The sequence below is a fragment of the Bacteroides salyersiae genome, from assembly GCF_031172035.1.
Classification (GTDB): Bacteria; Bacteroidota; Bacteroidia; order Bacteroidales; family Bacteroidaceae; genus Bacteroides; species Bacteroides salyersiae.
In genome coordinates this window covers 3233246-3245663 of record NZ_CP133452.1, presented here as the reverse complement: position 1 = coordinate 3245663, position 12418 = coordinate 3233246, and the positions used below count along the sequence as shown (strand labels likewise).

At 40.2% G+C, this 12418-nt stretch carries 12 protein-coding genes; 5 read left to right on the top strand and 7 right to left on the bottom strand.

Annotated elements, in window-relative coordinates:
* Positions 1-47: 47 nt before the first annotated feature.
* The 6 genes from RB604_RS11930 to RB604_RS11905 all read right to left on the bottom strand — a co-directional run bounded on the left by RB604_RS11930 (position 48) and on the right by RB604_RS11905 (position 6051).
* A complete protein-coding gene (locus tag RB604_RS11930) occupies positions 48-641 on the bottom strand; it encodes a nitroreductase family protein (protein WP_007480409.1) in 594 nt (197 codons plus the stop codon).
* Between the two features lie 11 nt (positions 642-652).
* Entirely contained in the window at positions 653-3415 is a 2763-nt protein-coding gene (metH, locus tag RB604_RS11925; protein WP_085930801.1) for a methionine synthase, read from the bottom strand.
* Between the two features lie 83 nt (positions 3416-3498).
* Complete coding sequence (smpB, locus tag RB604_RS11920; protein WP_005923872.1) at positions 3499-3951, bottom strand: SsrA-binding protein; 453 nt, start codon at positions 3949-3951, stop codon at positions 3499-3501.
* A gap of 7 nt (positions 3952-3958) precedes the next feature.
* On the bottom strand, positions 3959-4504 hold the full coding sequence (locus RB604_RS11915; protein ID WP_044093961.1) for a Yip1 family protein: 546 nt from the start codon (positions 4502-4504) through the stop codon (positions 3959-3961).
* A 32-nt stretch (positions 4505-4536) separates the two neighbouring features.
* Complete coding sequence (locus RB604_RS11910) at positions 4537-5349, bottom strand: hypothetical protein (RefSeq protein ID WP_007480406.1); 813 nt, start codon at positions 5347-5349, stop codon at positions 4537-4539.
* A gap of 201 nt (positions 5350-5550) precedes the next feature.
* Positions 5551-6051: a DMP19 family protein gene (locus RB604_RS11905; RefSeq protein WP_007480405.1), complete on the bottom strand. Its 501-nt coding sequence runs from the start codon at positions 6049-6051 to the stop codon at positions 5551-5553.
* Between the two features lie 405 nt (positions 6052-6456).
* Between RB604_RS11905 and RB604_RS11900 the strand changes: the two genes are divergently transcribed.
* Positions 6457-8187: a hypothetical protein gene (locus RB604_RS11900; RefSeq protein ID WP_007480404.1), complete on the top strand. Its 1731-nt coding sequence runs from the start codon at positions 6457-6459 to the stop codon at positions 8185-8187.
* Between the two features lie 19 nt (positions 8188-8206).
* On the opposite strand, the gene RB604_RS11895 is transcribed toward RB604_RS11900, so the two are convergent.
* On the bottom strand, positions 8207-8608 hold the full coding sequence (locus RB604_RS11895) for an HsmA family protein (protein ID WP_007480403.1): 402 nt from the start codon (positions 8606-8608) through the stop codon (positions 8207-8209).
* 222 nt (positions 8609-8830) lie between these two features.
* Between RB604_RS11895 and RB604_RS11890 the strand changes: the two genes are divergently transcribed.
* The 4 genes from RB604_RS11890 (at position 8831) to RB604_RS11870 (ending at position 12310) form a co-directional block, all read left to right on the top strand.
* Positions 8831-9532, top strand: coding sequence for an iron-sulfur cluster assembly scaffold protein (locus RB604_RS11890; protein WP_002561828.1), 702 nt, complete (start codon positions 8831-8833; stop codon positions 9530-9532).
* A 20-nt stretch (positions 9533-9552) separates the two neighbouring features.
* Positions 9553-10563: a GGGtGRT protein gene (locus RB604_RS11885; protein ID WP_055295483.1), complete on the top strand. Its 1011-nt coding sequence runs from the start codon at positions 9553-9555 to the stop codon at positions 10561-10563.
* Between the two features lie 602 nt (positions 10564-11165).
* Positions 11166-11645, top strand: coding sequence for a hypothetical protein (locus RB604_RS11875; protein WP_007480338.1), 480 nt, complete (start codon positions 11166-11168; stop codon positions 11643-11645).
* Between the two features lie 104 nt (positions 11646-11749).
* On the top strand, positions 11750-12310 hold the full coding sequence (locus tag RB604_RS11870; protein WP_007480337.1) for a hypothetical protein: 561 nt from the start codon (positions 11750-11752) through the stop codon (positions 12308-12310).
* Positions 12311-12418 lie beyond the last annotated feature (108 nt).

The following is a 12418-nucleotide window of genomic DNA, read 5'->3' as shown; positions in this document are numbered from 1 at the left end:
AAGGTCAGCAAACAGCCACCTCTTTATATCTTTCCTTTAGGTGAAATTTATTGATAGTGTATTTTCTTTTCATCATACTTTTGTTTCGGTTGCTGCTGCACCGCAGGATATCCGAAAGGAATGACACAAAGCGGAAGAATATTCTCGGGAAGAGCAATATACTTGCGCACTACCTCCATACGGTCTTCATAAGGATATGCCGCAGTCCACACAGCACCCAACCCCAAACTTTCAGCAGCTAAAAGAATATTCTGCGCGGCAGCCGAACAATCCAGATACCAATAAGAAGAACGGGTGGAATCACCGCAAACCACAATGGCATAACGGGCCTCAGTAAGCATCTTAGCATAGGGCAAAGCCGCAGCCATAGAATCGAGAGAAGCACGTTCGGTTATAACATAGAACTCCCAAGGACGCAGATCTTTACCAGAAGGGGCAGCCATACCGGCGCGGAGCATCAAGTCGATCTTTTCCTTTTCAACTCCTTTATTCAAATAAGTACGCACACTCTTACGCGCAAAAATATTATCCAAAGCAGCGTTAGCAGAAGCAGACTCCGAGTTTTGCGGAGCAGAAGAACAAGAGATGACACTTGCCAACAGAACCGCCACCGGCAATAATAAGAAACAGATCTTTTTCATACTTATATCAATTAAAACAGATTCAGTTTATTCTTTTGCGCTTCCTCGAGCGACACTGTTTCACGACGCATCATTCCACTCTTATCACGCAATTCTTCATATTCTTTCGTCAGTTCTATCGCCAACTCTTCCTTTGTTTTCGGATTAAGCAGACGCGCCGCTACACCGGCATTTTGAGAAGCGTCTTTCAAATGAACGACCGGAGCATGATAAACAGGAGCAATCTTCAAAGCGGTATGCATCTTTGAAGTCGTAGCACCACCTATTAACAAAGGAATATCCAAACCGGCCTTTTCCAATTCCATAGCCACGTGAACCATTTCTTCCAAAGAGGGAGTGATCAACCCACTCAGGCCAATCATATCTACTTTTTCCTCAATAGCATGCTGTACAATGGTTTCGGCGGGCACCATTACTCCTAAATCTACAATATCATAACCGTTACAAGCCATCACCACAGATACTATGTTCTTACCGATGTCGTGCACGTCTCCTTTTACAGTAGCCAGCAACACCTTACCGGCAGAGGAAGCTCCTTCCTGTTTCTCCGATTCAATAATCGGCTGTAAAATAGCCACTGCTTTTTTCATCGTACGCGCCGTTTTCACAACCTGAGGTAAAAACATTTTCCCCGCTCCGAACAACTCGCCTACATGATTCATCCCATCCATTAAAGGGCCCTCTATCACATCGACCGCCTTTTCATACAACGGTAATGCTTCCGCAAGATCCTCTTCCAGAAAATCACCTATCCCTTTGATCAATGCATGTTGCAAGCGTTCTTGTACTGTTCCGTCGCGCCAAGCCTGATGAACGGACAATTGAGAGTTGGAAGTCGACAACTGTGCGTCCGTGCTACCGGCCTTCAATGCTTCGGCAAGTTCGATCAAACGCTCGGCAGCATCCGGACGACGGTTAAGAACGACATCCTCTATCTTTTCGAGCACATCAGCAGGAATATCCGTATACAGAACAGAAGTAGCCGGATTGACAATTCCCATATCCATTCCCTGCTGGATAGCATGATAAAGGAACACGGCGTGCATTGCTTCACGAATATAATTATTCCCTCGGAAAGAGAACGAGAGATTACTAACACCGCCACTCACATGCGCACCGGGGAGATTCTTCCGTATCCAGCCCGTCGCATTGATAAAATCGACTGCATAATTATTATGCTCTTCGATACCGGTAGCTACAGCCAAAACATTCGGATCAAAAATAATATCCTGCGGATTAAAACCGACTTTATCCACCAATAGCCGATAAGCCCGTTCGCAGACCTCTATCTTACGGGCAGCAGTATCTGCCTGACCTTTTTCATCAAATGCCATCACTACGGCAGCAGCACCATATTGCCTGATAATACGGGCATGTTCCAGAAATTTCTCCTCACCTTCTTTCAAAGAGATAGAGTTTACCACCGATTTACCTTGAAGGCATTTCAAACCGGCTTCAATAACTTCCCATTTAGAAGAGTCGATCATCACAGGAACACGGGCTATCTCCGGTTCGGAAGCTATCAGATTGAGGAAAGTAGTCATTTCCTGACGAGCATCCAGCAAACCGTCATCCATATTCACATCGATAATCAGCGCACCGTCTTCCACTTGCTGACGGGCAATGGAAAGTGCTTCGTCATACTTCTTCTCATTAATCAGACGCAGAAATTTACGCGAACCGGCCACATTACAACGTTCGCCGATATTCACAAAATTTATCTCGGGCTTTACTTCCAGAAGTTCAAGCCCAGAAAGCCAAAGACAATCCGGTTTCCGAACCGGCACATGTGGGCGAGCCCCTTCTATTAAAGCCGGATATTCGGCAATGTATGCATCGGTAGTGCCACAACAGCCACCAATGATATTAATCAAACCTTCATGGATATATTCTTTGACTTCATGGGCCATATCAGCCGGGCTCTGGTCATACTGCCCCAAACTATTGGGAAGTCCGGCATTCGGATAAGCACTGATATAATAAGGAGCACGGGCAGCCAGTTGTTCAAGGAAAGGTTTCAACTGCCTCGCACCAAACGAACAATTTAATCCGACAGAGAAAATATTGGCATGTTGCACAGAAGCTAAAAAAGCATCCAGCGTCTGACCGGAAAGCGTACGTCCACCTGTATCGGAAACAGTAACAGAAAGCATTATGGGTACTTCGACCCCTGTTATCTTTATAGCTTGTTCGGCTGCATAAACAGCCGCTTTAGCATTCAACGTGTCGAAAATCGTTTCAATCAGAATCGCATCCACTCCACCTTCGAGCATAGCTTCCATCTGTTGCTGGTAGGCATCGGCCAATTCATCGTAACTCAAAGCGCGGAAAGCCGGATTATTCACATCCGGGCTCATAGAACAAGTCTTATTGGTAGGTCCCACAGAACCAGCGACAAAACGAGGCTTTTGCGGATTTTTAGCCGTATACTCATCAGCCACCTCACGGGCCAGTTTTACAGCTGCCAAATTTATTTCACGTACATACTGCTCTACATGATAATCGGCCATAGAGACTGTGGTCGAACTGAAAGTATTTGTTTCAATAATATCGGCCCCGGCTTCAAGATATTTACGATGAATATCCTGAATCACATCCGGACGAGTAAGACAAAGCAAATCATTATTCCCTTTCAACTGCCCGGGAATATGCGCGAAACGCTCGCCGCGAAAATCTTCTTCTTTTAAGTTGTATTGCTGAATCATGGTACCCATTGCCCCATCCAATATAAGGATACGCCGGGATACCAATTGCGGAATAGTTATTTTATCCATCTCCATTTATCACCTGTCTACTTTATCACTCACCGTCTATCGCTAATCACCATCACTAATCACTTACCACTAAATCACAATCTTCACCTTTTGAACATTCTGTCCATATCGCGACGGTCATCTTTTTCTTTCAGAGATTCACGTTTATCATACTGCTTTTTACCTTTTGCCAAAGCTACTACAACTTTAGCCAATCCTTTTTCATTGACGAACATACGAACCGGTACAATAGTAAAGCCGGTTTCCTTGGTGCCACGTTCGAGTTTCTTCAACTCTTTTTTATTAAGTAACAGCTTCCTGTCTCTACGAGCTGTATGATTATTGTACGAACCATAGAAATACTCGGCGATGTGCATATTCTTCACCCACAACTCACCTTTGGCAAAGTAGCAAAACGTATCTACCAGACTTGCCTTTCCCATACGGATGGATTTGATTTCCGTTCCGGTAAGCACAATACCTGCCGTATAAGTATCGATCAGTTCATAGTCGAATGTAGCACGTTTATTCTTTATATTTACAGGAGCCAGTTTCATTTGTTTCTTAATTTAATATTGCTGTTAGCTTATTGAACACGAATTGAATCACCGCCGGACACAGTATTAACAACAGGGATGATAAAATGGTGAATCGTAACCGATTCTTTTCTTCAACTTGCATCACAATCGGCACACCTTCCCACACCACATAGACGATATAAAACTGCAATAACCAACCGATAATACTGAAATCCGGCAACAAACCGGTAATTATTTTAAGCAGGAAAGTGACTACCAATGCATATCCGGCAAATTGTTGGGTCAAAGGAACATCATCGGACATCCCGAACATTTGTACCCGTAATTGATTGATGGCATATGCAGCCAGAAAATAACCGCCGAACAATGCCACTGCCACTGCACAACACTGCGTCATAGCTATCTGAAAGCTTTGCGGACCACCCCAACCGTTGACCAACAGAGAACCTATAAATACGGCAAGACCACATAAACCAATCATAGGATAGACAAAAGCTCCGAAAACCTTTCGCCTATCCTCTTCCAAACGAATTTCCTCCCAGGCCTTGGCCGGAGAGGAAATCAATGACATCGATATCTTAAATAATTCTTTGTAATTCAATATTATTCCTCTACTTTATAAGTAAGAGAATACTCTCTCTTCTTAGTTCTTTCATCATCCAACTTGTTATTGACAGTGTTCTCATCAACCTCAACAATAATCTTCACTTCTTTTCCCGGCAAAGTAGGCAAATAATTCGCAAGATCAAAGCTCTTGTAATATAAATACGGATAAGTACCTGCCACATTTGCAGAAATCAAAGTAACACCATCTTTTTCAGGTGTTCCACCATGACGCAAATAAAACTTAATAACACCATCCTCAACCTCCTCATTAGGATAGTTTACCAATGTAAACGAATGCTGCTTTTCCTGAACATAATATGATATTCCAGCAAAAAGATAACGATTATCCAAAATATAGAAATTTTCTTCACTCGTGGAAGAAGAGCTCATCACGTTGGTAACACGTATGATAGGAGCTGTAGCAACAGAATCATTGGAGGCTCCTTTTTCTGCTACACTCTCCACCGTACCATCTAACGATACAGCATAATTTAAAGTTACATTTTTCAACGTATTGGTTGCTCCCGAATTTCCACTCGCTTCATCATTGGAATAAGTGCAAGCAATATAGGCCATCTTGGTGGAAGAAGGATCAAATTTATAAGTTTCCTCGACAGCCATTAATGAAGTAGTAGTAGGTTGTATTTTAAGTTCACCTATTTTAAAATAAGTGCCTCCGTAAACAGAAGAAATAACCTCCACCGGTCCTTGCCATATAGGAGTATAATTATCATCTGAATTCATACAAGAAGTAAAACCAATACCCATTAAAACAATCAGGGTCAATACCAAAACTTTCACTTGTTTCATAAATCTATTTTTTAGAGTTTGCAAAGATATAAATTCTAATTCACAATTAGTAAATGCAGAGACTTAAAAAATACTGCACCGGTTATTTAATTATTTCTCCAAACTCACTTTCTTGTATAAATCGGATGGACTAAATAGCATATCTTTATTTTTAACACCTAAATTATGATTATACGAAGAAATAAAGAACAGCCTTTTACATCACTTTATTATCTCTCCAAACAGTTCTAAATGTTCATCTACATAACTTGCAATGATTACCGTCACCTGTTCCTCCATTTCAAAATACTCTTCTTCCAGCTCATCAAAAGCTTCATACTGTTCATACATTGCCATGAATTCATCTTCGGTACGCTCTTTTTCAAGATCTTCACGATGGGCATCATAAATTTTCTTTGCCCGATAGACAAGCTTAGAAAACTCTTCCGCCCCCCATAAACGCATTACTTTAGCAAAGGGATTATCAAAAATATAACCACCATATCCATTCTGAATCAATTGACAGAAACCGCCTACCATAATCTCATCACGGAATATCTGATAAGCCAATAACGAATGTTGCTCACCCGTAAGCAAAGCCATTGTTCCGGCAGTCAGCTCACCTCCTATCGCTTCTTTATATTTATCGGTAAACACTTGGATAAACTCATCCATTCCCTCACCTGCCGCTTTTTGCAAGACCGCATCTGACAATTTTATCATAATTCTATTTGCTATTTATATTAATGTTGCAAAGTTACGAACTTTATTAAAGAAACCCCTTTTTGACAACTACTATTTTCAAGTATATATAAATGTATGGTTTGAGAACATATATATTATGTTTGTTTGTGTGTGTAATAGGTAGGTGGTACCACCTACCTATTACACACACAAACAAATTAAATTATATACTTAAGAAACACCTAAAAAAAAAGATATAATAGTAATGTAAAATCAACTATCAATAGATGACATACCTATTAACAATATATGTAACAGCACATTACATATATTGATATATTCTATTCATAAAAGCCAATAGTTACACATAGAAAAATAATTTATCCACATACCTAAAGAAGATAATCCCGAACTTTGCCTAAAAATAAAATAGATAAGTAGTTTATGAAACGAATCATTACTTTATTTTCGATACTAATCATAGTAGCAGCGTTAATCAGCGATCTTCATGCCCAGACAACTCCAGCTTTCCCGGGTGCAGAAGGCTTTGCTCGTTATACCACCACCGGAGGGCGTGGCGGTAGTGTATATCATGTCACGAATCTAAACGACAGCGGTTCCGGCTCGCTTCGCGAAGGATTGAAAAGCGGTAACCGTATTATCGTATTCGATGTATCCGGAACTATTGCATTAAAAAGTACACTTGAAATAAAAAACGGAAACATAACAATTGCCGGCCAAACAGCTCCAGGAGATGGCATCTGCATCAAAAACTACTCAGTTGTAATTAAAGCGAGCAATGTTATTATCCGATTTATCCGTTGCCGGATGGGAGACGAAGAGCAAACGGAAGACGATGCTATGTGGGGACGCAATCAAAGTAATGTAATCATTGACCATTGTACGATGAGTTGGAGTACAGATGAATGCTCTTCTTTTTACGGAAATAAAAATTTCACAATGCAATGGTGTATCTTGAGTGAAAGCCTAACCAATTCCGTACATGGAAAAGGTAGCCACGGATATGGCGGCATCTGGGGAGGTGAAGGTGCTACTTTTCATCACAATTTATTAGCACATCATAAAAGTCGTACCCCCAGACTTTGCGGAAGCCGTTATACAGGAAGACCCGATGATGAAATGGTCGATTTGCGCAATAATGTATTTTATAATTGGGGACCGACTAATGGCGGATATGCCGGAGAAGGAGGTAATTATAATTTTATCAACAACTATTATAAACCAGGACCTTCAACTGCAACTAAAGAAGGTATCACCTATCGCATTTTTTCACCAAACGCAGATGATGGGAAATACGTAAACGAAGCTGGTGTTTGGGGAAAATTCTATGTATCAGGAAATTATTTTGATGACACTTGTTCTAAGCTGAGTAGCAAATCTAAAACCAATATCGCTAAAACAAATGCAGACAATTGGGTTGGAATCCATCCGGATACCGGTAATGCCCCATTACCCGGAGGGAGTATTGAAAACATCAAAAGTGTAACAGAATTTGAAGCTGCCCCTACTACTACCCATACAGCAATAGAAACATACGAAAAAGTGTTAACCTATGTCGGAGCAAGCTTGAAACGCGACGTGATAGACACTCGTATCATGTCTGATGTACGCAGTGGCGGTTACACTTTTGAAGGTTCCAATAAAAGCACTAACGGACTCATCGACTCTCAGACCAATTGTGAAGGTTATATCACCTATAACTCAGAAAGCAAACCTACAGACAGTAACAATGACGGAATTCCCGATGAATGGGCCAATAAATATCTGCCTCAAGGTAAAACATACAAAGATATTGATGAAGAAACCGGATATTGTTATCTTGAACTATATATCAACAGCTTGGTAGACGAACTGATGAAAGCCGGATATGAAAACGCAGAGTTTTCTCCGAGCAAAGACGATTTCGGTTTAAAAGGATCACCTACAGGTATCGGAGAAACGAGCACTTCTTCAAATCTGTCTCTACATAAAGAAGGTAATAAGATTGTTATTTTAGGATTAGAGGGTAAAAGCGTTATTGAAGTTTATGATTTGATGGGGCGACTGCTGAGTTCGCAAACAAACTACAACCCCAAACAGGAAATCACCCTCCTGCAACCTGTGATTATCAGAGTAACCGACACTCAACAAACAAAAAGTTTCAAAGTCCTTTAACAAAAGGACTTTTCTTTTTTTAATGATGAGACATCCCTAAATACATCCCGATAAAATAAGGTATAAGCCAAATACACCACACAAAAATACTGAAACGATTAAAATGTGCTTTTGCAGTAAGAGAACCTCTCGTATAAGTCCAAATAGCCCACATCGCATGTATCAGCATCAGTAAAATGGCAATCACACCGGTCACCGTATGTATTTCATCATGAAGATGGGTCATATGCGCGATACTCTTCATTAATCCCGTTCCTACTGCATCACACACCAATCCGGAAAGAAAAAAGAGAATGTGCCAGAATTTCAATTTTCCCTGCACATGCTCTCCCCATACTCCAATAGTATAAAATATCAAAGCACCCGTTATCACACAAATGGCTGCTATCAAATAATGCATATCTACTTGGTCGAACTCCATAATCATAAATTTTATCAAAGAACAAACTGTCCGGTGAATAGTTCAATCCCAAAATGTAATCTCCACATTACAATAAGCGAACTCCCTCCCTCCTATTTTATTCTTTTCATAAAAAAGTAATAAAAGCCGATTTGCAAAAACCAATAAAACGAGTACCTTTGCGTGCAATTTGAGAATAGTGACTACGTATTTTTAATTATATTACTTAAAAAAGAGCTAATTATGACTTATTCACACGAAGTGGAACACATGTGTGTTGTAAAGAAGGGTCCTAACCACGGACCGGCTCCCATACCCGAAGAAGGAAAATGGGTAAAATCAAAAGAAATCGTTGATATTTCAGGTCTGACACATGGTGTTGGTTGGTGTGCTCCTCAGCAGGGTGCTTGTAAACTTACTCTGAACGTAAAAGAAGGTGTCATCCAGGAAGCTCTGGTTGAAACTATCGGATGTTCGGGTATGACTCACTCGGCTGCTATGGCTGCAGAAATTCTTCCGGGTAAAACAATCCTCGAAGCATTGAATACCGACCTTGTTTGCGACGCTATCAACACTGCTATGCGCGAACTTTTCTTACAGATTGTTTACGGACGTACTCAGTCGGCTTTCTCAGAAGGCGGTCTGATCATCGGTGCCGGTCTGGAAGATTTAGGTAAAGGTCTGCGTAGCCAAGTAGGTACACTGTACGGTACTTTAGCTAAAGGTCCTCGTTATCTTGAAATGGCAGAAGGCTATATCAAGAACATCTTCTTGGACAAAAACGATGAGATCTGCGGATACGAATTCGTACACATGGGTAAGTTCATGGACGAAATCAAAAAAGGAACCGATGCTAACGAAGCTTTGAAAAAAGTAACCGGTACATACGGACGCGTAACAGCAGAACAGGGAGCAGTTAAACATATTGATCCACGTCACGAATAATATAAGGAGGAAAAGAAACTATGATTAGAGAAGTAAAATTTGAAAGTCAAGACCGTCGTATCAAAGGTATCATCGAAGCTTTGAACGCTAACGGCATCAAAGACATCGAAGAAGCTAACGCAATCTGCGAAGCTGCCGGACTTGATCCTTATAAGACGTGTGAAGAAACTCAGCCTATCTGTTTTGAAAACGCAAAGTGGGCTTACGTAGTAGGTGTTGCTATTGCTCTCAAAAAAGGCTGTAAGAATGCTGCTGATGCTGCCGAAGCTATCGGTATCGGTCTTCAGGCATTCTGTATTCCGGGTTCAGTAGCCGACGACCGTAAGGTTGGTATCGGTCATGGCAACCTGGCTGCAATGTTGCTGCGTGAAGAAACTAAATGTTTCGCATTCTTAGCCGGTCACGAATCATTCGCTGCTGCCGAAGGTGCAATCAAAATCGCTGCTAAAGCAGACAAAGTACGTAAAGAGCCCTTGCGTTGTATCTTGAACGGTCTTGGAAAAGACGCTGCTCAGATCATCTCACGCATCAATGGCTTTACTTATGTTCAGACTCAATTCGATTATTACACAAGTGAACTGAAAGTAGTTCGCGAAATCGCTTACTCTGACGGTGAACGTGCAAAAGTAAAATGCTATGGTGCTGATGACGTTCGCGAAGGTGTAGCTATCATGTGGAAAGAAGGTGTAGATGTTTCCATTACCGGTAACTCTACTAACCCGACACGTTTCCAACACCCGGTTGCCGGTACATACAAGAAAGAACGCGTATTAGCTGGTAAGCCCTATTTCTCAGTAGCTTCCGGTGGTGGTACAGGTCGTACTCTTCACCCAGATAACATGGCTGCCGGACCTGCTTCATATGGTATGACGGACACGATGGGACGTATGCACTCAGATGCTCAGTTCGCCGGTTCTTCATCAGTTCCTGCTCACGTAGAAATGATGGGATTCTTGGGAATTGGTAACAACCCGATGGTAGGATGTACAGTGGCTTGTGCGGTAGACGTAGCTCAAGCTTTAAGCAAGTAATTTAGTTACTATATACAAAAGGAGAGCGAACTTAGTGTCGACTCTCCTATTTTTATTTAAAACAATAAACTTTTGGAATAGCGATTCCATTCTTACTTATTAAAAGATATTAGAGCTTTTAGCTCTTATTCTCTATTCTGAAAACCGCCAAAATTGAAGAAACGCGAGAATAAGTTACTGAAAGTTCACGTCCTATCGGGCGTGAACTGTTTGTGCTTATTTGCGTTACGGTGCTTGGCGGTACCTCAGAATAGAATAAGTTACGAATGGTTCCGCCTTTTTTTATTACTATGGTACACATAGGTAAACTTATCGAAGAAGAATTTCACCGCCAAGAACGCTCTATAACTTGGTTCGCAAAAAGACTTTATTGCGATAGAAGTAATGTATATGCTATATTTAAACGACAAAGCATTGATACAGAACAGCTACTAAGAATATCTATCATTTTAAAATATAATTTTTTCAAACCTTATTTTCAAGAATATAGTGATTGTGAAAAAAAATCCACAATAGTGTAGTTTTTTTTCAACATACACATATTCTTATTCTTCTATTTTATACCGTTCTTTGCAGTATAATTTTAAAATCTCAATGTTATTATGAAAACATCAAATTTATTATTTATCTTAATTGTAAACTGCTTCTTTTTATCTTCATGCAATAAAGATGAATCAGACACTGGAAATGGAGAATTAACAGAATGGGTTCCTACCACATTACCCATAGGTGCTAAAATCGGCTGGGAGGGATATTATACATATCCGGGGGAAAGTAAACATTACAGTGAAAGCATAGGGATAACTCAAACATTTATTGAAATCCTAAACAAAACTGATTGTAAATCAAGCTGGTCGACAGATTGGGGAAGCTATACATATAACAAAACCAGTCCAAGTACAGCAATACTCAGTTTCTCTATTGCCCAAAATGCCTCTGGCCATATTCGTACTTTCCAATATAAAGTTCAATTAGAATTCACCAAACAGAATGAATTTACAATGAGTGGTACTAAATTCATATATAGTACAATAAATGGTTCGTCTACTGTAAATCTTCATTGTACAGGAAAAATATACTAATAAATACATAAAAGTACATACCGATTCAATATTTACATTTTCAATATACTACACATTTAAAAATAAATAATTAATAGATTGAACTTATACTAAAATAATATACAATGAAACAGCTTATACTCATTTTCTTTTTTTTAGTTTGTTATGCTTCTAATGAACAAGCTTCTGCTCAAAATTTCATGTATAAAGAAAGAACAACAGGCGCTCATGCTTCGTTGTCCCTTACAGAAAATGGCATTTCACTAAATGTTATGGGAGGTATATTAAATTTCGAATTAAAAGATCCCAATTATGCTAAAGATATATTTTTATATCAGAATCCAGGAGAAAAAAACGCGGTATTTATGAGTAAAACAAATTTTTCCATAATTCTCTATCTTGAGAGAGCTTCTATGCTTTATACATTTGATCTATCCTCTTCAGCAACTCCACCAAATTATATGGGAGGCGGTAATTCAGGCCATATAGGAAGCAATAGTTCAACTTATCGGCAAACCTGCTCTTTATGTGGAGGGAAAGGATGGATAGCAGGATCAAAGACTCCTACATATGGGAATTCGGGGACTCATTGGTGCAGCGAGTGTGGAAAGACTGTAAATGCATCCCATAGCCACGACAGTTGTCCTTCATGTGGCGGAAAAGGGTATTATAATAAAATTAAATAAATAGATACTTAACTCCACAGTCCTTAAATATTCATGAATCCAGCCCCGTGAGAAATTTATTAGGGTGTCCAGTTTTCCGTTTCGAAAACCGTATCTAAATCCCCCGAC

What these genes read in the sequence shown, in the direction of transcription:
- RB604_RS11890 (WP_002561828.1), top strand. Translation starts at nt 8,831, where the DNA reads ATGACTTATTCACACGAAGTGGAACACATGTGTGTTGTAAAGAAGGGT.
- RB604_RS11895 (WP_007480403.1), bottom strand. Translation starts at nt 8,608, where the DNA reads ATGGAGTTCGACCAAGTAGATATGCATTATTTGATAGCAGCCATTTGT.
- RB604_RS11900 (WP_007480404.1), top strand. Translation starts at nt 6,457, where the DNA reads ATGAAACGAATCATTACTTTATTTTCGATACTAATCATAGTAGCAGCG.
- RB604_RS11905 (WP_007480405.1), bottom strand. Translation starts at nt 6,051, where the DNA reads ATGATAAAATTGTCAGATGCGGTCTTGCAAAAAGCGGCAGGTGAGGGA.
- RB604_RS11885 (WP_055295483.1), top strand. Translation starts at nt 9,553, where the DNA reads ATGATTAGAGAAGTAAAATTTGAAAGTCAAGACCGTCGTATCAAAGGT.
- RB604_RS11915 (WP_044093961.1), bottom strand. Translation starts at nt 4,504, where the DNA reads ATGTCATTGATTTCCTCTCCGGCCAAGGCCTGGGAGGAAATTCGTTTG.
- RB604_RS11930 (WP_007480409.1), bottom strand. Translation starts at nt 641, where the DNA reads ATGAAAAAGATCTGTTTCTTATTATTGCCGGTGGCGGTTCTGTTGGCA.
- RB604_RS11875 (WP_007480338.1), top strand. Translation starts at nt 11,166, where the DNA reads ATGAAAACATCAAATTTATTATTTATCTTAATTGTAAACTGCTTCTTT.
- RB604_RS11910 (WP_007480406.1), bottom strand. Translation starts at nt 5,349, where the DNA reads ATGAAACAAGTGAAAGTTTTGGTATTGACCCTGATTGTTTTAATGGGT.
- smpB (WP_005923872.1), bottom strand. Translation starts at nt 3,951, where the DNA reads ATGAAACTGGCTCCTGTAAATATAAAGAATAAACGTGCTACATTCGAC.
- metH (WP_085930801.1), bottom strand. Translation starts at nt 3,415, where the DNA reads ATGGATAAAATAACTATTCCGCAATTGGTATCCCGGCGTATCCTTATA.
- RB604_RS11870 (WP_007480337.1), top strand. Translation starts at nt 11,750, where the DNA reads ATGAAACAGCTTATACTCATTTTCTTTTTTTTAGTTTGTTATGCTTCT.